This is a genomic window from Pseudomonas sp. P4_B4 (assembly GCF_056402255.1).
Map to the genome: position 1 here is coordinate 403,319 of NZ_JBFUHS010000002.1, position 19,877 is coordinate 423,195.

At 52.1% G+C, this 19,877-nt stretch carries 17 protein-coding genes and 2 pseudogenes; 10 read left to right on the forward strand and 9 right to left on the reverse strand.

Going from position 1 to position 19,877, the window contains the following annotated elements; all coding sequences use genetic code 11:
* Window positions 1-361 precede the first annotated feature (361 nt).
* The 5 genes and pseudogenes from AC1DVE_RS04165 to AC1DVE_RS04185 all read left to right on the forward strand — a co-directional run bounded on the left by AC1DVE_RS04165 (window position 362) and on the right by AC1DVE_RS04185 (window position 5,112).
* Complete coding sequence (locus tag AC1DVE_RS04165) at window positions 362-562, forward strand: hypothetical protein (RefSeq protein WP_223456244.1); 201 nt, start codon at window positions 362-364, stop codon at window positions 560-562.
* Window positions 547-666, forward strand: a pseudogene (locus AC1DVE_RS04170) (UDP-N-acetylglucosamine 2-epimerase (non-hydrolyzing)); the annotation flags it as partial. The gene AC1DVE_RS04165 and the pseudogene AC1DVE_RS04170, both read left to right, overlap by 16 nt.
* A gap of 192 nt (window positions 667-858) precedes the next feature.
* A complete protein-coding gene (locus AC1DVE_RS04175; RefSeq protein WP_223456245.1) occupies window positions 859-2,853 on the forward strand; it encodes a polysaccharide biosynthesis protein in 1,995 nt (664 codons plus the stop codon).
* Between the two features lie 166 nt (window positions 2,854-3,019).
* On the forward strand, window positions 3,020-3,997 hold the full coding sequence (locus AC1DVE_RS04180) for an NAD-dependent epimerase/dehydratase family protein (RefSeq protein WP_477783780.1): 978 nt from the start codon (window positions 3,020-3,022) through the stop codon (window positions 3,995-3,997).
* Window positions 3,994-5,112, forward strand: a complete 1,119-nt coding sequence (locus AC1DVE_RS04185) for a glycosyltransferase (RefSeq protein ID WP_223456247.1) — start codon at window positions 3,994-3,996, stop codon at window positions 5,110-5,112. Before AC1DVE_RS04180 ends, AC1DVE_RS04185 begins: the two co-directional genes overlap by 4 nt.
* On the opposite strand, the gene AC1DVE_RS04190 is transcribed toward AC1DVE_RS04185, so the two are convergent.
* Genes AC1DVE_RS04190 through AC1DVE_RS04200 form a run of 3 tightly spaced genes read right to left on the reverse strand, consistent with a single transcriptional unit; the run spans window position 5,096 to window position 8,959 of the window.
* Window positions 5,096-6,691, reverse strand: coding sequence for a hypothetical protein (locus AC1DVE_RS04190; protein WP_477783781.1), 1,596 nt, complete (start codon window positions 6,689-6,691; stop codon window positions 5,096-5,098). The genes AC1DVE_RS04185 and AC1DVE_RS04190 overlap by 17 nt on opposite strands.
* A complete protein-coding gene (locus AC1DVE_RS04195; protein ID WP_223456249.1) occupies window positions 6,688-7,599 on the reverse strand; it encodes a glycosyltransferase in 912 nt (303 codons plus the stop codon). The genes AC1DVE_RS04190 and AC1DVE_RS04195 overlap by 4 nt, the downstream gene beginning before the upstream one ends.
* A gap of 10 nt (window positions 7,600-7,609) precedes the next feature.
* A complete protein-coding gene (locus tag AC1DVE_RS04200; RefSeq protein WP_223456250.1) occupies window positions 7,610-8,959 on the reverse strand; it encodes a lipopolysaccharide biosynthesis protein in 1,350 nt (449 codons plus the stop codon).
* Window positions 8,960-9,568: 609 nt separating this feature from the next.
* Between AC1DVE_RS04200 and AC1DVE_RS04205 the strand changes: the two are divergent.
* From AC1DVE_RS04205 to fabF, 3 genes and pseudogenes are all read left to right on the forward strand, one after another.
* Window positions 9,569-9,905, forward strand: a pseudogene (locus AC1DVE_RS04205) (ComEA family DNA-binding protein).
* Between the two features lie 207 nt (window positions 9,906-10,112).
* Entirely contained in the window at window positions 10,113-10,907 is a 795-nt protein-coding gene (locus AC1DVE_RS04210) for an SDR family NAD(P)-dependent oxidoreductase (protein WP_223456251.1), read from the forward strand.
* A gap of 30 nt (window positions 10,908-10,937) precedes the next feature.
* On the forward strand, window positions 10,938-12,212 hold the full coding sequence (gene fabF, locus AC1DVE_RS04215) for a beta-ketoacyl-ACP synthase II (RefSeq protein ID WP_223456252.1): 1,275 nt from the start codon (window positions 10,938-10,940) through the stop codon (window positions 12,210-12,212).
* Here fabF and AC1DVE_RS04220 read toward each other — a convergent pair.
* The 6 genes from AC1DVE_RS04220 to rfbB form a co-directional block, all read right to left on the reverse strand.
* Window positions 12,209-12,766, reverse strand: coding sequence for a TetR/AcrR family transcriptional regulator (locus AC1DVE_RS04220; protein WP_223533677.1), 558 nt, complete (start codon window positions 12,764-12,766; stop codon window positions 12,209-12,211). The genes fabF and AC1DVE_RS04220 overlap by 4 nt on opposite strands.
* Window positions 12,767-12,932: 166 nt before the next feature.
* Window positions 12,933-13,100, reverse strand: coding sequence for a DUF2897 family protein (locus tag AC1DVE_RS04225; RefSeq protein WP_007985427.1), 168 nt, complete (start codon window positions 13,098-13,100; stop codon window positions 12,933-12,935).
* 141 nt (window positions 13,101-13,241) lie between these two features.
* Window positions 13,242-14,606: an ethanolamine permease gene (gene eat / locus AC1DVE_RS04230; RefSeq protein ID WP_223456254.1), complete on the reverse strand. Its 1,365-nt coding sequence runs from the start codon at window positions 14,604-14,606 to the stop codon at window positions 13,242-13,244.
* 258 nt (window positions 14,607-14,864) lie between these two features.
* Complete coding sequence (gene rfbD / locus AC1DVE_RS04235) at window positions 14,865-15,734, reverse strand: dTDP-4-dehydrorhamnose reductase (protein ID WP_223456255.1); 870 nt, start codon at window positions 15,732-15,734, stop codon at window positions 14,865-14,867.
* A gap of 46 nt (window positions 15,735-15,780) precedes the next feature.
* Window positions 15,781-16,656: a glucose-1-phosphate thymidylyltransferase RfbA gene (gene rfbA / locus AC1DVE_RS04240; protein ID WP_223456256.1), complete on the reverse strand. Its 876-nt coding sequence runs from the start codon at window positions 16,654-16,656 to the stop codon at window positions 15,781-15,783.
* Entirely contained in the window at window positions 16,653-17,735 is a 1,083-nt protein-coding gene (rfbB, locus tag AC1DVE_RS04245) for a dTDP-glucose 4,6-dehydratase (protein WP_223456257.1), read from the reverse strand. The genes rfbA and rfbB overlap by 4 nt, the downstream gene beginning before the upstream one ends.
* Window positions 17,736-18,078: 343 nt before the next feature.
* Here rfbB and kdpF point away from each other — a divergent pair, with 343 nt between their 5' ends.
* Window positions 18,079-18,168, forward strand: coding sequence for a K(+)-transporting ATPase subunit F (gene kdpF / locus AC1DVE_RS04250; RefSeq protein WP_007899818.1), 90 nt, complete (start codon window positions 18,079-18,081; stop codon window positions 18,166-18,168).
* A gap of 8 nt (window positions 18,169-18,176) precedes the next feature.
* On the forward strand, window positions 18,177-19,871 hold the full coding sequence (gene kdpA / locus AC1DVE_RS04255) for a potassium-transporting ATPase subunit KdpA (protein WP_223456258.1): 1,695 nt from the start codon (window positions 18,177-18,179) through the stop codon (window positions 19,869-19,871).
* The last annotated feature ends 6 nt before the right edge of the window (window positions 19,872-19,877 follow it).

Below are 19,877 nucleotides of genomic sequence, written 5' to 3' on the forward strand. Positions count from 1 at the left end.
TGCTCAGTCTACGGGCTCGATGGTAGAAACTAGCAGGTTGTTAAGGCTGGAAGAAGATATTAACTTTCGGCAGCGGTAGCATGCTTGAGTTGGGGCAGGAACAGTAAAAATAATCACTGTTTTGATAATTTGTTATTGTTGGAGCGACGTTCTGTGGGTTGCATGTAATAAATATTTGAGAGTTTCTCAGTTTTGTTGGTTGGTTTAAGTAATGAGGAGATATCTCCTGCGCACTATGCAGTAAAGTCCAATCACATCTTGCGGCCGGTTGCCCTATCATGACGGCCTTGCAAGGAGAGAGATCTGCGTGATCGTTGAGTCGGGCGCCTGACTGGTTTGTGATCCTGATAACAGTGCCGCATTGGCGGCGCGCTATTACCGTATCCCAGCAGGTAGTCGTAATCTAAATTATAAAAAGTATTTTGTTGGAGGCGAAGAAGATATTTCTGAACTGGATGATTATACTTCTCATAAAGCGGGCCTTCAGGATGTGTCTGGTATCAAAGTGCTCCTGTTTAAGCTGGATTTTATTAGGGGGGCAGTTGAATGCTTAAGATTATGACTCTGCTTGGCGCTCGACCCGAACTTATTAAAATGAGTCGTGCAATTTTTGGGTTGGATAAGCAATCGAGTCATATTCTGGTGCACTCGAAACAGGGTACCGATATGGCAGTTCGGGTCTTGTAATTGCTAGTCTCCATTGGTCGTTCTGGCTAAGGTATTTCATCCGGGCGAGAAAGAAAAATTCAGGCCAGGCCCAGATGTTCGACTCTTACTGGTGTAAAATGACAGTCGTACGGGAATGAGCGCATTCTAAGCGTCATAAAAATAGGTGTGGTTGGAGCGTTCGAAGGGGTTATGGAAAGATTCCGGGCTTTGTTATTAGGTCTTCCGCGCCGCAGTAAACGACTGATCCAGGTTGCTGCTGATGTCGCGTTGGTGTGGCTAGCCCTGTGGATGGCATTTGTTGTCCGATTAGGCATCGATGAGATGGTCAACCCGCTCACTCAGCATCTCTGGCTTTTTTTGAGTGCGCCGTTTGTAGCAATTCCACTTTTCTTTCAATTTGGAATGTATCGCGCAGTCATGCGCTATTTTGGTAATGATGCCCTTATTACGATCGTCAAAGCGGTAAGTTTGTCATCGTTAATTCTTGGCGTCGTCGTGTATTGGTATAGTAATCATCAGAATATTGTGCCGCGGTCAATAATTTTTAATTATTGGTGGCTAAGTTTGGTCATGATCGGTGGTCTTCGACTGTTCATGCGTCAATACTTTCTCGGTGATTGGTTTTCCGCAGCTCAACATGTTCCTTTCACCAGCCGGGATAACGGATTACCTAAGGTGGCCATTTATGGAGCTGGTGCTGCCGGAAATCAGCTTGTAGCAGCTTTGCGAATGGGACGAGCCATGCGTCCGGTCGCCTTTATCGATGACGATAGAAGTATTGCCAGTCGAGTTATTTCTGGGCTTAAGGTTTATAAACCAAAGCATATCAAGGAGATGATTGAAGCTACCGGTGTGCAGGAAATATTATTAGCGATACCCTCCACATCTCGTGGGCGTCGTCGAGAAATACTTGGTTTTCTGGAGGAATATCCCCTTCATGTTCGCACTGTCCCCGGGTTCATGGATTTGGCTAGCGGACGCGTAAAAGTCGATGATATCCAAGAAGTAGATATCGCCGACTTATTGGGGCGTGATGCAGTTGCTGCCCAGCATGAATTACTCGAACATTGCATCAAACAACAGGTCGTACTTGTTACTGGGGCTGGTGGGTCTATAGGTTCTGAGTTGTGCCGGCAGATATTGTCATTGCAACCCACGGTCCTCTTATTGCTCGAACATAGTGAATTTAATCTCTATAGTATTTTGTCGGAGCTTGAGCAACGAATTGTTCGGGAGTCGTTGTCTACGAAAATTCTTCCGATCCTCGGATCGGTCCGTGATAAGGCTAAAATTTTAGATGTGATGTCAACATGGCATGTAGAGACCGTCTATCACGCTGCGGCTTATAAACACGTTCCGATGGTCGAACATAATATTGCCGAGGGTGTACTCAATAATGTAATGGGTACACTTAATACAGCCCAAGCTGCAATCCAGGCAGGCGTGGCTAATTTTGTATTGATTTCGACGGATAAAGCTGTACGGCCTACAAATGTCATGGGTAGCACTAAGCGTCTTGCCGAACTGACGCTTCAAGCTCTCAGCAAGGAGCCCGCACCGGTACTATTTGGTGACACTGCAAGCATATCTAGAGTCAATCGAACCCGATTTACGATGGTCCGTTTTGGAAACGTTTTAGGTTCTTCCGGCTCGGTGATACCATTATTTCACAAACAAATAAAATCAGGTGGCCCGCTCACGGTTACTCATCCTAAAATCACTCGTTACTTCATGACCATTCCAGAGGCGGCGCAACTGGTTATTCAGGCGGGCTCTATGGGGATGGGAGGTGATGTTTTCGTGCTGGATATGGGTAAACCGGTAAAAATTGTTGAGCTGGCAGAGAGAATGATTCATCTGTCAGGTTTAAGTGTTCGTTCAGAAAAAAATCCGCACGGTGATATCTCCATTGAGTTTACTGGGTTACGCCCGGGAGAGAAACTCTACGAAGAACTGCTGATTGGTGACAACGTAGTTGCAACTCAGCACCCGATGATCATGAGTGCTCACGAGGATTATTTGGCCTGGGAAGTCCTCAAGGTCAAGCTGAAGCATCTGCTTGCGGCGCTTGATGAGGATGATTACTCTCTCGTTCGACAATTATTGAGAGAAACAGTCCATGGATACACCCCTCAAGGAGAGATAGTGGATTGGATTTACGAACAGCGGCGTCTTGATCATTAAGCCGGTTATATTACGGATTTTAACTGAAAAAAATCTTGGATCCATGGCGGGCTGAGTAGGCGCACTGAATAGATGTATTATATTTTTTAAGCTGTTTTATATTTTTGATGGCGTTGGTACGAATACTAGGGCTTGAATTGTGTGTGCATTTAAGGAGTGAGTCATCTTGAATCTTGAGACAAGTGATACTGAATGCGAAGTTCACGCTACCATTGAACAGCGTATCGTTGTGATAGGTGGAACTGGCTTTGTTGGTCAGCATTTACTCAATTCTTTAGTTGATTGCAGCAAAGAGTTCGAAATTATTTTCGCGGTCCATCGAAACGAGCCACATTGGTTAACAGAATCGCCTATACAGGTTCGACATTTTGACTTGGATGATAGCGCGTCGTTAGAGGAAATTTTGAATTGCGGCAGCATCGTTTTGAATTTGCTGCGGCCAGACGGCACCGGATGGTTCTTGTCAGCGATCAAGAATATTTTGCGCGCTTGCGGCAATGCACGTGTTAAACGTTATATCCATGTTTCAAGTATTGACGTTTTTGGAGCAAGCCAAGACAGCATTTGTACTTCGGCTTCAGAGATCGTGCCTATCACGCCTTATGAGCGTGAGCATGCCGCTGCTGAGAAGTTTGTGAGCGCTGTCAATGCCGAGCATTTCGAAGCCTTGATTTTGCGCCTTGGCGCGGTATTTGGTGTCGGTGGATTAAATGTTGTTTCATTCGTAAGGGAAGTTTCGAGTGCCCCTGGCTGGAAACTCGCATTGCGCCGTTCATTGTACGGTGCGCGGCGAATGCATTTGGTCAGCGTTGAAAAAGTAGTCGAGGTTTTATTATTTGTTACAACGGCGGCACCAATAATTCAGGGGGAAATTATTGTAGTGACTGAAGACGCTGACGCTGATAATAATTTCGCTTATCTTCAGGATTGTTTGTTGGAAGTATTTAACCGTACGGCAGTATTGCATATACCTTACCTTCCCTCGCGAGTACTGCGTTTGGTATTAAATGCCAGGAGGATTAGTAATACCGATCCAATGCGCCGCTTCCATGAAGATCGATTGTTGCAACTTGGATTGTCTGATTCTGCACTATTCACCAATCGCCTAAAAGGTTACTTGAGTCACTTGAGGGCAACGGTATGAATATTTTATTGGTTAATATTTCTCTTGATGCACAACGTGGAGGGGGAACAGCTGAGCGTACGAGACATTTAGCCAATACCCTTGCGGATAAAGGCTGTCGTTGTGAAGTCATCGCGATGTCCGGTGATTCCTGGCAATCAGAATTTAATAGTCGAGGTGTTAAAACCTACATTACTGGAAAAATTGGTCAACGCCTTCCAATCCCATTGGTCAATTTTATGCGTCTGTGGAAAGCGGTGAAGTCTGCTGACATTATCCATATCATGGGCTATTGGAATTTGTTGAGCTTTATTACAGGCTTCTTCGCCTGGATCGCGCGGACTCCTTATGTACTTTGCCCCGCGGGTGAATTTTCTTCCATCGGAAAGCCTAGTCCAGTTAAGAAGCTGTTTCATTTGTTGCTTGGTAAATCACTTATAAAAAGGGCGTCGGGGTTTATTGCAATTACTCAGTTAGAGCGAATACTAATTGCAGAAGTTACAGGCTTTTTGCAGGATCGTATCCCGGTGTTTCCGAATGGGGTGTCGGAGCCCGCGTTAACTCCAATGCGTACACTGCAGTATCTGCCCGAAGAGCCTTATATTTTATTTATGGGTAGGCTTGCCCCTGTCAAAGGCCCTGACTTGCTTATTAAAGCCTATCTCTCTACAAAGGCAGCTCACCATTATCCTTTAGTGCTTGCCGGGCCAGACTTTGGAATGCAAGCCGAGCTTGAAGCCTCTTTGATTGGTCATGAAATAGCTCATCAGATTCATTTTATTGGATTTCTCAATGAGGCCCAGAGAAATGAAGCTTATCAACATGCATTGATGCTTGTCATTCCCTCTAGATCGGAAGCTATGTCACTTGTTGCTCTGGAAGCTGGAATTACAGGTTTGCCGGTGTTACTGACAAGTACATGTGGCTTTGACGAAGTACAGGCGATCAACGGGGGAAGCGTAGTCGAGCCGACAGCCGCAGGTATCAGTAGAGGGCTTCAGGTCATGTTATCAGAGATCGACGATTTGACGCTTAAAGGGCAGCGACTTAAGTCGTTTGTAATCGACCATTATAGTTGGCATGTGATTGTAACTAATATGGTCGATTATTTTGAGGGTTTTACTCAGGATAATTAGAATGGCTATTAATGTGAGGAGTTGATGGTTGCTTTTGTTTATTTAGCATCCATCTCAGCACGATTAATCCCATAAGAAAGGCGGTTATCTCAATCACGAAAAATAGAAATGCCCTGGGGAAATTAATTTGCACTATTAAGTATGCCATTGCAACGCCAATGGTAGCACTTGTCATTATGTTATTTAGTAATCGTTTGGCGGAAAGTTCGATGGTATAACCCAAGAAGAATAATAGAGCCATGCCAGCAAAGAGCGTGAGATAATTTCCGCTGTAATACAGTACTGCTATAGGACCAGGGATTGTCATGAATGTAAAGTTTTCTAATCTTTCATACTTTGCATTAGATATTCGCTGGTATATTGCTTGTGTGCCTTGTGCTGGATCTTCTTTTAAACCTCTCATAAAAAGATCTAAATCCAGGCGATGTACGCTTGTTACTGCTAAAACTCCTTCAGCGCCAATCCAACGGTCTACGATTAGCTTGCTCATTTCGATTGCGATTAGTTTGACCTTCAGTTCGAGTGAAAGTGGATGCGGTGCGACGTACGGTTCTGGGGTGACGTCGTGTGTTAAAGCTTTTTCGGATAATTCCAAGGACGTGGAATTACTCCCGGATAATTCCAGATTCCCTGTCGCGGACGTGGAGCTATTCCCGGATTTTTCCAGATTTTCTGCCTCGATGGTTTTTTCTGTATAAGGTACTGCCTTTGCAAATGAAGAAAGGCGGTCAACTGATACGGAAATTATCGAAAATGCAAACAATAAAGCGGTCGTCGAAAAAATCTTTATCCAGCTAATTTTTGATATGTTCCACTCTAATTTTCTCCCTTGTATCAGGTAAGCAATAAAAGGGACCGAAACATGAAGGATCATTTGTGCACGACTGCCCATCGAAATTGATGTCAGCGCACCCTCAATAATGATGATATAAAAAAGCATGTTTGGGGTTAGTTTTTCGCTTTTTACCAACCAATAAGCCAAAGTAAAAATAGCAATAGCGTTGCCCCAGGCGACCATGAAGGAAAAGACTGCGTAAATATAACTATGCAGCTTTAAAGTTGGTTCGTATCCAACTTTGATGATTGAATGGTGATAGTTGAAAATTAGAGAGGCAATTGCGAAGATGATTGCCATGGCCAAGAGTATTGATAAGGATTTTGTGTTTATATTGGTTTCTAGTTCTTTTCTTTTTTTCAAGCCGGCCACAACAATGAAGTAACACATAAGCAACGCGCTAAATGCTGTGATCAATACTGCAATAGCATTGTCCCATGCTGTTGGCGATTCATCAAAGCTTCCTATAGGCTCAATGAAATTGTTTCCAATGAGCAAATGTAAAGTTATTTTTGCCCAGCAACCTAAAGTCAAAAAAGAAAATAGAAAAAATATGAAGTAGCTTTTTGGTCGGTTTGTAATCGTGGCGTATATTATGGCAATGCTCAGCGTGCAATAGGTTGCAAATAAAGCGATCATGCCTGGGTAATAGAAACCTGCCCATATGCTAAGTAAAGTCACTGTGGCGACAATCCATTTTGTTGTCGCTTTATTATCTAAATAGCCTTCTGAGATTCCGTTCATTTCTTTACCGATGCGGATTTATAAATACCGATTACGTAGCTGATCATCTTGCGTGAAAGTATTGACGATGGGCTTAGTGTTGCGGCCCGAAACATCTGCTTTAAACTGATGAGGTAACGTCCGGAGAAACCATGCATGAATCCTGACAGCAGATAGGCGTTTGCCATCGCCCTTTTTTTCCAGCGAAGAAACCTTTTGGGTAAACCATTCGTATTATAAAAATCTTTAATAACGGTAACTGGCTCATCTGAACGTTGAGCACTGGAGGGATTATAGGTAGTCGACCCAGAGTGAATGCGGAAATCTGCTAGCGCCTCCGGGACACGGATGAATGGGCCGTGTTGACAAAAACGTAGAAAAAAGTCCATGTCCGGAATATTTCTTAACCCAGTATTCCAGTCACCCACTAGCGCCCATGTTGTCCGTTTGAATAGCGCGCCCGGACCAGGCAAACATTGGAAATTGGCAATGAGCAGGTTTTCAGAGTATTCGGGGGCTGTAATGGTCCTGACATAGTTTGAGTCTTCGTCGATCACGCAAAAATCCGGGTATGCCAATACTGCTTCAGGTGACAACGCCATTCGCGAGACTATCGTCTCGATTGCATTAGGATGTAATCTGTCGTCAGCACTTAGATAGCCCAACAAATCACCAGAGCTTTGTTTCCATCCAAAATTCATGGCAGCGCTTTGCCCTGCATTTTCTTGTCTGAAATGCGAGAACTGCATAGGATGATTCATCAGCAAATTCGGAGTGTCATCTGTTGATCCATCATCAACCACAATCAGTTCGATATTTTGATAAGTTTGTTTTTTGACGCTATCAATTGCATCCAGCAAATATCGAGCAGTATTGTACGTGGGGATGACAATAGTGACTTTCGGTAGTGTTGTCGTTTTATCGTCCATGTGGATTCTCTTAGTGAAAATAGGATAGGCTGAATTTGATTGTTGATTTAAAGTTGGCAGTTGTTTTCAAGTTGAATATTCGATTTACATAATGAATCATCAAGGCTGACTGAATAATACTGCCCGAGCTATAAACGATCGCTAATCCAATTATGCCGAAATATATGAACGCCACACTTCCTCCGGCGATCATCAATACACCGCTGACAATAGAGATTCGCATGGTGATATGTTGTTTTTGCAACATGACCAAGACCATGCCGGCGGTTCCAGCAAAGGTCTGAATAACTTGAGCGAAACCGAGAATGATAAATATGAAGTAAGCTTCTGAATACTCTTCTGGCCAAGCTAGCGCAATAATGAGTTGACCTAAAATGGCAAATAATAGATAGCCCGTGATTGCCATTCCCGTTGCTGCACCCGCACCGATACCCATCACTTTTTGCAAGTAACGTTTTTTTCGTCGAACCCACAGACGCCCAATTGATGGTGCGATGACTGTATTGATTACTGCCAAGGGAATTATCACCAAGATAGCAAGCCGTGATGCCAGGCCATAGATTGCCACATCAGCGGTGCTGCCAAAGAAAACAATGATCCACAAGTCTGCTTGAGCTACGATAAATAGCACGCTTGTAGTGGTAAGGTTAGGTATGGTTTGCCACAGTATTTCGGAATAACCTACAGCTTCTTTGGTTTCCCCATCATGGGTATTATGCCAGCGCCACAGGGAATATCCACCCAGTAATGCGGTACATAAAACACCAAGAACTCCCGAGAAGAGAAGGGTATCCAATGGAAGTGTTGTTTTTGACTGCCAGGCAATAATGACGGCAGCAGCACTGGCGACACTAGCACCAACCATCAGGAAGCTCGCCTGAACAAAGTGTCCTAAAACCCGGTGTTGCTCGGATAGTAAAGTTACCGTGGCAGCTAACATCATGCTGATTGAGATAAGTGGTGCTAATTTCTGCAGCGCGCCTGCCAACTCTGAGTGCAACAGGTTTTCCAGTACCGTTAGTGTTATCCAAAAAGTCAACGCGAACAGACTTGCCGCTGAGCATCCAATGATTAAAGTGCGCCGTAAAGTTTGCTTTATCCTGGCAGTGTCTTTGTCACCCATGGCTCTGGAGATAATAGCTGGAGCTGTAATGCTTAAACCTAACTGACCCAAAGTGGCAAGCGCTGCTATTATGGACTGGCACAAAAAAAACAAGCCCACGGTCTCTTGCTTCATAGTGAGTGGCAGTAGAATTCCAGTCAGGGCCCCCGTACCAAGCAGGAGAAATCGACCGACGATAGCTGCAGCACTCGCAGCCACTGGAGAGGATAGAGCGCTGATATTTTTCTTCGCAGTCATTTATTGAGATTTCGCAGCAGGTCATAAGGCAGCTGCCGATTTTCACGGTTTTTCAATGCCCTGTCTACAGCCATGGTCCTCCAGTTCTAACCGATCGGCGGAGGCTGTGATTTCTGCCGTGGCTGACCAAACTTGCTCGCCTGGAAAATGCAGCGGTTGGTGACTCGGCAATCCACAGGCTATTTTAGCAACGCAAAAGGGGGGAGTAATCAGTTCCATCCACTGCCTCTTCACGGAGCGCTATCTGGTTTCAATCGTGCCATTGACCTATTGATGGTGCATCTTCTCAAGACGCTACACGCAACTCTTATAGTTAATCTTTCTGTTTTTATTTAATTTTCGATATGGCTAGATAAATTATTCGGAAAGATTCGCGATTTAAATATAGTTTTTTGGGACATTCTTCGTTCATCACACTGCTGCTGGAATCGTACTGCCAGTTCCTGCGTTTACATTGAAGAAAGTTATCTGGCCAAACTCATTTATCTCGACGTTTGATTGTCTCACATCCCGCAACAGACACATTTTTGACATCCTCCTACGTCGCCCGGTTTGAGGAAGCCGTTTCGGAAAAGCTGCTTCCTCAACCGATGTCATGAAGCGCCATTTATGTGTACGGGCTATTTCTACTCACAGGTTTTTGCCCTACTCACCAGCACCCCTATTGCTGCGAATGCAGCGCCTGCAGCGAAGCCGCAGGCTACCAAGGCTCCGGTGGCGATGCAGGCTTCAGCGAATGCGCAATCTGGCACAGTGGATCTTGGCAAGGCCGATGTGCCGACTTTGTAGCGTGAGTTAAGCGGTGTTGGGGGAGACCAAGGTTCTGGCGATTGTTGCGTATCGCGAAAGTAATGGTCTGTTTGTGTCCTTCGACGAGTTGTTCGAAGTGAAGGGTATCGGCAAGGCCCTTCCAGATAAGAATCGCGAGAAGTCTCGGTTGAACTAAGCTTATAGATCAGCCTTGGAGGCCGGTCATTGACCGGCCTTTTTTCATTTTGGCGACGGCTGCGAAGTTTTGCCTTCCGTCGGCGATGAAAAAATTACGACTATCATATACTGATTAAATTATGCGTATAATAAATGCTCCGCTCGTCCAGGCGCGCTGAGGCTCAGGCGCTTATCTATCCCTCTGGTATCTCCCAGGAGCAAAGTCATGACGTCCATTCAGTCCCAAGGCACCGCCCTCGTCACTGGTGCTTCTTCCGGTATCGGTGCGATTTACGCGCAACGGTTAGCAGCGCGAGGTTTTGATTTGTTGCTGGTTGCTCGTGACCAAGAGCGGCTTGAAGCCGCGGCAAGCGCGTTGCGCAATGCTCATGGGGTTCAGGTGGAGGTGCTCAAGGCAGATCTGACGCAGAAGGACGACGTGCTGAAACTTGAACAGCGTCTGCGCAGCGATTCGAGCATCAGCCTTTTGCTGAACAATGCTGGCGTGGCCGCGGATGGCTTGTTGGCCAACGCCGATACCGATCAACTGGAGCGAATGATTCAGTTGAATGTTACAACGGTGACGCGATTGGCATCGGCCGCGGCGGCCAGTTTTGCCAAGGCGCGCCGGGGTACCATCATCAACATTGCTTCAGTGGTAGCGCTGTTTCCCGAACGCTTCAACGCCACCTACAGCGCCAGCAAGGCCTATGTATTGAGCCTGACCCAGTCGTTGAATGCCGAACTCGATGGCACCGGGGTCAAGGTCCAGGCCGTATTGCCTGGGGTGACGCGCACCGAAATCTGGGAACGCTCCGGTATCGATGCTTCGCAGATTCCGGCCGAGATGGTCATGGAAGCTGGCGAGATGGTCGACGCGGCACTGTCGGGTCTGGATCAGGGCGAGTTGGTCACCATTCCTTCGCTGCCGGATGCCGCCGACTGGGATGCCTTTGTTGCGGCACGCCATGTGATGGCGCCCAATCTTTCCAAAAGCAAAGCCGCTGCGCGTTACAAATGAAACGCCCCTAATCGACTGAGGTATTGCGGTATGAGTGATCGTCGTGTGGTTGTAACGGGCATGGGCCTGGTGTCGCCGCTGGGGAGCGGTGTCGAAGCAGTCTGGGCGCGGCTGTTGGCCGGGCGCTCCGGGCTGCGTAATTTACCGCAAGAGGTGGTTGCCGATCTGCCGGCCAAGGTTGGCGGTGCAGTGCCTGCGCTGGCTGACGATCCGGAGGCGGGGTTCGATCCGGACCGGGCAACCCCACCCAAGGAACAAAAGAAGATGGACCGCTTCATCCTGTTCGCCATGGAAGCGGCGCGTCAGGCACTGGAGCAAGCCGACTGGCAAGCATTGGACGCCAATGCCCAGGAGCGCACGGCCACCATCATCGGTTCAGGTGTAGGTGGTTTCGGCGCGATTGCCGAGGCGGTGCGCACCACCGATAGCCGTGGTCCGAGACGTTTGTCGCCATTCACCATCCCTTCATTTCTGGTCAACCTTGCGGCAGGTCATGTGTCGATCCAGCATGGCTTCAAGGGGCCACTAGGCGCGCCGGTCACGGCATGCGCCGCCGGGGTTCAGGCGATTGGCGACGCGGCGCGGCTGATTCGTGCGGGTGAGGCGGATATCGCGGTGTGCGGCGGTGCGGAAGCGGCGATCGATCGGGTCAGCCTTGCCGGGTTTGCGGCTGCTCGTGCCTTGTCCAGCGCTTACAACGAAACGCCTGAGCGCGCTTCGCGACCTTTCGACAGTGGTCGCGATGGATTTGTCATGGGAGAAGGGGCCGGGTTGCTGGTCATCGAGTCTCTGGAGCATGCGCTGGCGCGGGGTGCCCACCCTCTGGCGGAGCTGGTCGGCTACGGCACCAGCGCCGATGCCTATCACCTGACCGCCGGCCCCGAGGACGGCAGCGGTGCGCGTCGAGCAATGTCGTTGGCATTGGCACAGGCCGGTGTTTCACCGGCTCAGGTTCAGCATCTGAATGCTCATGCAACCTCGACTCCAGTGGGGGATCTGGGTGAACTGGCGGCGATCAAGGCGTTGTTCGGTGCACAAAATGGCATCGCTGTGACATCGACCAAGTCGGCGACCGGGCATTTGCTCGGTGCCGCGGGTGGACTCGAAGCGATCTTTACGCTGCTGGCGATCCGTGACCAGATCGTGCCGGCGACCCTCAATTTCGAGAACCCGGACCCTGCCACTGAAGGTGTCGACATCGTTCATGGCAAAGCGCGGCCAATGGCCATCGAGTACGCGTTGTCCAATGGCTTTGGATTTGGCGGGGTCAATGCCAGTGTGCTGTTCAAGCGTTGGCAGGGTTAATCCTGCGAGTGCTTGAGGTGTTCGCGTGCGACGTCGAGAATCCGTTGGGCAAACTCGGCGTCGGCGACGCTGCGCGATAACAGCAAGGCGCCGACCAGCGTAGACATGATGACGATGCTGCGTTCGTCGGTGCGCTCTCCGTCAAGGGTGTGCTGGATCTGATCGAGTCGCGCCTGGAGCACGACGTCGCTGGTCGGACTCGGTTGACCACGCAGTCCCAGTTCCGAAGAAATGGTCAGCAGCGGGCAACCTTCTTGGGGTGAGGTTTGATGCCATTCGGACAGATAAGCGTCGATGAAGGCTTCGAGTGGCTGTTCCTCGGCGAAGATTTGCGCGCACAACTCGTCGACTTGTACGCCAGCCTCTTGCAAGGCTTTCTCTACCAGTTCGTCTTTGGACTTGAAGTGCGAGTAAAAGCCACCGTGGGTCAAGCCCAGTGCTTTCATCAGGGGTTGCAGCCCGGTCGCGCCTATACCGTCGCGTCGAAATCGCGCTGAAGCTTCCTTGATTATGCGTTGGTGGGTCTGGGCTTTATGGTCCTGCGAGTAACGCATCTGATATCTCCGCATCAATGCGGCCATATTAACCAATGAAAATTGCATGGTGACTGTACTTCTACTTCTTAAAAGCATGCAGATGCATCGATATGGGCACTAAGCGGCATGATTTCAGGAGATTTCACGCAAAAACAAACCCCGCCGTTCAAGGCGGGGTTTTCAGTCAGCGGTCCTGCGCTTCCTTGGCGTCCATTTCCGCATTGCGTTCGGCGACGCGCTTACGTTGCTCTTCGGTCAGTTCGACCTTGTTGGCGGTGTCGCGCAGCAGCATCAGACCACCAACGATCGAGCCGATGGCAACGACCAGAATCAACCAGGCATACCAGGGCATAGGACTCTCCTTGAAAAGCCGGCGGTCGGCGAGGGCTCGCCAACCGATCGTGGATACCACTTTGAGTGATGGGGTTTCATCGCAGCTCCATCGCTATCACCCCCATTCTATGCCTGTTGTTCAAGGTTCACTCGAACGCTTTCAAAGTCCGGTCAGCATCGCATCCGCCGGTGCGTCGGCACGCAATTGCGCGGTGAGCATGAAGTAAACGAAACCTACCGCCATGAAACCCAGGAAGATCAGGCCGATCAACGTGTTGAACCAGGCCATCGCCACCAGGCACACCACCGCCAGCATCAGCGCAATGAACGGCACCAGCGGGTAGCAGGGGGCGCGGAAGGTGCGTTCCAGGTTCGGCTCGGTTTTACGCAGTTTGAACAGGCTGAGCATGCTCATGATGTACATCACGATGGCGCCGAACACGGCCATGGTGATCATTGTGGCGGTTAGCGTCATGCCACCGAGGTTGATCAAACCGTCGCTGTAGATGGCTGCAATGCCGATCACGCCACCGGCGATGATCGCCCGGTGCGGGGTTTGAAAACGCGACAATCTGGCCAGGGACGCCGGCAGGTAACCGGCCCGGGCGAGGGCGAAGAACTGCCGCGAGTAGCCGAGGATTATCCCGTGAAAACTCGCCACCAGACCAAACAGGCCGATCCACACCAGCATGTGCAGCCAGCCCGAGCTTTCGCCGACCACGGTTTTCATTGCCTGTGGCAGCGGGTCGTTGATGTTCGACAGGGTGCGCCAGTCGCCGACGCCACCGGCGAAGAACATCACGCCCATCGCCAGCAGCACCAGGGTCAAAATACCGCTGATGTAAGCCTTGGGAATCGTGCGTTTCGGGTCCTTGGCTTCTTCGGCGGCCATGGCTGCGCCTTCGATGGCGAGGAAGAACCAGATGGCAAAGGGGATCGCTGCGAACATCCCGGCAATCGCCGGAGCACCGAATACGTCGGAACCGGCCCAGCCATTGAGGGCGAAATTGCTGAAGCTGAATGCCGGGGCAACCACGCCCATGAACACCAGCAATTCGGCGACGGCCAATACGCAGACCACCAGCTCGAAGGTCGCTGCCAGTTTCACGCCGAGGATGTTGAGGCCCATGAACACGATGTAGGCACCGACTGCCGCGTGTTTCGGGTCCAGGGCTGGAAACTGGACATTGAGGTAGGCGCCGATGGCCAGGGCAATCGCCGGTGGGGCGAAGACGAATTCGATCAGTGTCGCCAGCCCGGCGATCAACCCGCCTTTCTCGCCAAAGGCGCGACGACTGTAGGCAAAGGGACCGCCAGCGTGAGGAATGGCGGTGGTCAGTTCGGTGAAACTGAAGATGAAGCAGGTGTACATGGTGGCGACCATGAACGAAGTCACCAGAAAGCCCAAAGTCCCGGCCACGCCCCAGCCATAGCTCCAGCCGAAGTACTCTCCGGAAATCACCAGCCCGACCGCAATGCCCCACAGGTGCAAGGTGCCCAGCGTGGGTTTGAGTTGTGTGTTCATGGATTTGCTCCCTGAGTGGTTTGGAAAGCTCGGGGGAGGCCAGTGCAGTGGGCGTGCCATTTCGCAATTGTGCGTCGTAATGGGCTGAAAGGCGTCGTATCGGGGATGTTCGCCACTGGATGCACAAATTTGTGCGTCAGTCAGGGGCGCAGTTGTTGCAAATGCGGCTTTCGCGAGCAAGCCCGCATACCCGCTCCCCAACACCGCTGCAACACGCAGGTTTGGTATTTAAATGCAGGTGCGGGCAGCGGTTGATGCTCAGGCTTGCTGAGTGAGGCACTCGCGCAACGCGGTTTGCCAGTCTGGTTGACTGACACCCCAATCACGCTGCAAGCGACTGCAATCCAGGCGCGAGTTGAGCGGCCGGGCTGCGGGTGTCGGGTAGTCGCTGGACGGGATCGGTAACAGGTCGGCGCAGGGCTTGCCCTGTTGTCGCAATGCTTCGCCGATAGCCTGGGCGAAGCCAAACCAGGAGGTTTCACCTTGAGCGCTCAGGTGATAAGTACCCCAGTTGGCAACTTCGTTCGCCTGCCAGCGTTCAATCATGGCGAGGGTGCTGTTGGCGATTGTACCGGCCCATGTCGGTGCGCCGATTTGATCGGCGACTACGCGTAACTCCGGTTTCTCTTGGAGCAAGCGCTGCATCGTCAGCAGAAAGTTGCGGCCATGAGTTGAATAGACCCAACTGGTACGCAGGATCAGATGCTTACCTTGCACGCCCCTGATGGCCTGTTCGCCGGCCAGTTTGCTCTTGCCGTACACCCCGAGCGGATTTGGCGTGTCGTCCTCGTTGTAAGGTCCGACTTTACTCCCGTCGAATACATAGTCCGTGGAGTAATGTATCAATGGGATGTCGAGAGCCAGCGCTTCTTCGGCAAGGATGCCGGGAGCTACCGCGTTAATGGCAAAGGCTGATTGCGGCTCGCTTTCTGCCAGATCAACCGCTGTATGGGCTGCTGCGTTGATGATCAGATCGGGACGGACGTTTTGCACCTGACGGCGAATCTGATCGGGTTGCGCGAGGTCGAGCTGATCGCGACCCAATACGATCAGTTCGCCGACAGCCCCCAGCCGCTGTTGCAATTCATGTGAAACCTGACCGTGTCGGCCATTGATGAGTATTTTCACGGGAACAGTCCAGTCTCGATACCGGGCGAATCGGGCTCGCACAGATTCATTGCTCTTCCCCTGCCAGTTTGGCCAGGTACTGGCCATACCCGGTTTTGCCAAAGTACCGGGCACGCTCCAGCAACTGTTCGCGGTCGATCCAGCCATGTTCATAGGCTATCTCTTCGAGACAGGCGACTTTGAGGCCTTGGCGGTGTTCGATGGTTTGCACGTACTGAGAGGCTTCGAGCAAGCTATCGTGGGTGCCGGTGTCGAGCCAGGCGAATCCTCGACCAAAACGCTCGACCTGCAGATCGCCACGTTGCAGATAGGCATTGTTGACGTCAGTGATTTCCAGCTCGCCGCGAGGCGAAGGCTTCACCGCCTTGGCGATCTCGATCACATCGTTGTCGTAGAAATACAGGCCGGTAACGGCATAGCTGGATTTCGGCTTTTTCGGTTTCTCTTCGATCGAAAGCGCACGGCCATCTTTGTCGAAATCGATCACGCCGAAGCGCTCGGGGTCCTTGACCCAGTAGCCGAATACGGTGGCACCGCAAGTGCGTTTTGTCGCGTTCTGCAATTGTTCGCCAAAGTGCTGGCCATGGAAGATGTTGTCGCCCAGGATCAGGCAAACGGGGTCATCACCAATGAACTCTTCGCCAATCAGAAAAGCCTGGGCCAGACCGTCCGGTGACGGCTGCTCGGCAAAGCTGAAGTTCACCCCGAACTGGCTGCCGTCCCCCAGCAGATTGCGATACTGGGGTAGATCCTGCGGGGTGGAGATCAGCAGGATATCCTTGATGCCGGCCAGCATCAGTACTGAGATCGGATAGTAGATCATTGGCTTGTCGTAGACCGGCAACAGCTGTTTCGACACTCCAAGCGTAATCGGGTGCAGGCGTGTGCCCGAGCCACCCGCCAAAACGATGCCTTTCATCATGCGAGCAGCTCCTTGGGATTGATGGCGCCAAGGCGTTCACCCTGATAGCTGCCGTCTTGGACACGGCGGCACCACTCCATGTTTTCCAGGTACCATTTAACGGTTTTGCGCAGGCCGGTTTCGAAGGTCTCTTCGGGCACCCAGCCCAGTTCGCGTTCAATCTTGCCGGCATCGATTGCATAGCGCAGGTCATGACCAGGACGATCCTGGACGAACGTGATCAGGTCGGCGTAATGCGCAATGCCCTCAGGCTTGTGCGGTGCCAGTTCTTCAAGCAGGGCGCAGATGCCACGCACCACGTCGATGTTCTTTTGTTCGTTGTGCCCGCCGATGTTGTAGGTCTCGCCGACGGTGCCGGTGGTCACCACTTTGAGCAGTGCCCGGGCGTGATCTTCGACGAACAGCCAGTCGCGCACTTGCAGGCCATTGCCATACACCGGCAGCGGCTTGCCGGCCAAGGCATTGAGGATGACCAGCGGAATCAGTTTCTCGGGGAAGTGGAACGGCCCGTAATTGTTCGAGCAATTGGTCAGCAGCACCGGCAAGCCATAGGTTCGCTGCCAGGCACGGACCAGGTGATCGGACGCAGCCTTGCTGGCGGAGTAGGGCGAGCTCGGCGCGTAGGGTGTCGTTTCCGTAAACAGATCGTCGACACCGTGCAGGTCGCCGTAAACCTCGTCAGTGGAAATGTGATGAAAGCGGAAGGCGCTTTTCTCAGGCTCCGGAAGGGCTTGCCAATAGGCGCGGCTGGCTTCGAGCAGGCTGTAGGTGCCGACGATGTTGGTCTGGATGAATTCCGATGGCCCGTCGATGGAACGATCGACGTGGGACTCGGCTGCCAGGTGCATGATCGCGTGAGGCCGGAAACGTGCCAGCACTGCACTGACGGTCGCCTGATCGACAATATCGGCCTGAACGAACTCGTAGCGAGTGTCGTTGGCAATGCTGGTCAGCGATTCGAGATTGCCGGCATACGTCAGTTTGTCCAGGTTGAGCACATCATGCTCAGTGTGTTGAATCAGCTCGCGGACAAGGGCCGAGCCTATGAAACCGGCTCCGCCGGTAATAAGGATACGCACGTTGGGCCAGCCTTTTTCAGTAATGCGAATAGCGGTAGCTTGCAGGCGCGAGCGGGGAGGTGCAAGAGTTCTTGACCCCATTCGGTTGCGTCGCGCCAATCGGGCGGGATTATCCACGACTTGCAGCAGTCACTCACTACTCTTGCGCACAATTTAGAGTTCTACCTGCGACATTCCCGGTTTTTCCGCACCGGAGCTCCTCCCCGCACCCTGTAACCCCGGCGTAAACCCACTCTTTACGCTTTCTTTATGCCTGGCGCGCCCCCTCGATCTCGTTCCTTTACAGCCTCCTTTCCGACAATGACTCCACACGCGGCAATACGCCGTAACACGGAGAACTTCCATGAGCGTTCTGGACGGGGTGTCGCTGCTGCTCGCAGTGGGGCTGTTCATCTATCTGTTGGTTGCGCTGTTGCGCGCGGACCGGAACTAGGAGCGGCTATGCACAGTTATGACTATTGGCTGATCCTCGGTTTTTTTGCCCTGGTTTTGGTCCCGGCGCCGTTTCTCGGGCGCTTCTACTACAAGGTAATGGAAGGTCAGCGCACGTGGCTGTCGCCGGTCCTCGGGCCAGTCGAACGTGGCTGTTACCGACTGGCCGGGGTTGACCCGCAAGCCGAACAGAGCTGGCAGAAATACGCCCTGGCCTTGCTTGCCTTCAACCTCGCGGGTTTCCTGCTGTTGTTCGCCATCCTGATGTTCCAGGACCACCTGCCGCTGAACCCGCAGAACCTGCCGGGTCAGGAGTGGACGCTGGCGTTCAACACCGCCGTCAGCTTCATGACCAACACCAACTGGCAGGCCTACAGCGGCGAAGCGTCCCTGAGCTACTTGAGCCAGATGGTTGGCCTCACCGTGCAGAACTTCGTCAGCGCTGCCACCGGTCTGGCGGTACTGGTCGCGCTGTGCCGCGGCATCGGTCGCAAATCCACCCAGTCCCTGGGCAACTTCTGGGTCGATATGACCCGCGCCACCCTCTATGGCTTGTTGCCGCTGTGCCTGCTGCTGGCGCTGTATCTGGTCTGGCAGGGTGTACCGCAAACCTTCGCACAGTATGTGAATGCAGTGACGATGCAAGGCGTTGATCAGGTGATTCCACTGGGGCCTGCTGCCAGTCAGATTGCGATCAAGCAATTGGGCACCAACGGTGGCGGCTTCTTTGGCGTGAACTCGGCGCATCCGTTCGAGAACCCGACCGCCTGGGCCAACCTGTTCGAATTGGCCTCGATCATCCTGATCCCGGTGGCGCTGGTGTTCACCTTCGGCCACTACGTGAAGGACCTGCGCCAGAGCCGCGCGATCATCGCCTGCATGCTGGCGCTGTTCCTGATCGGCGGCGCGACCTCGCTGTGGGCCGAATACCAGCCGAACCCGGCCCTGAACAACGTCGCCGTCGAACAGACTGCGCCGCTGGAAGGCAAGGAAGCGCGCTTCGGCACTACCGCCACTGTGTTGTGGTCGGTGACCACCACTGCAGCGTCGAACGGTTCGGTGAACGGCATGCACGACAGCCTCAACCCGCTGAGCGGCATGGTGGCGCTGGTCAACATGATGGTCGGCGAAGTGATCTTCGGCGGCGTCGGTGCCGGGCTCTACGGCATGTTGCTCAACGTGTTGATCGCGGTGTTCCTCGCCGGCCTGATGATCGGCCGCACCCCGGAATACCTCGGCAAGAAACTGCAAGCCAAAGAAGTGCAATTGCTGGTGGTCACCCTGATGGTCATGCCGATTGGCGTACTGGTGCTCGGCGCGATCGCCGCCAGCCTGCCAGGCCCGGTGGCCGCCGTGAGCAACCCCGGCGCTCATGGTTTCAGTCAGCTGCTCTACGCCTACACCTCGGCCAGTGCCAACAACGGTTCAGCGTTTGGCGGTTTCGGCGCCAACACCCCGTTCCACAACCTGATGCTGGGGCTTGGCATGTTGATCGGTCGCTTCGGCTACATCCTCCCGGTTCTGGCCCTGGCCGGCAGCCTGGCGATGAAGAAAACCGCACCGATCGGCCAGAACAGCTTCCCGACCCATGGCCCGCTGTTCGTGACCCTGCTGACCGTGACCATTTTGCTGGTGGGCGGCCTGACCTTCCTGCCGACGTTGGCACTGGGTCCTATCGCTGAACACTTGAGCATGGGCTTCTGAGGACTA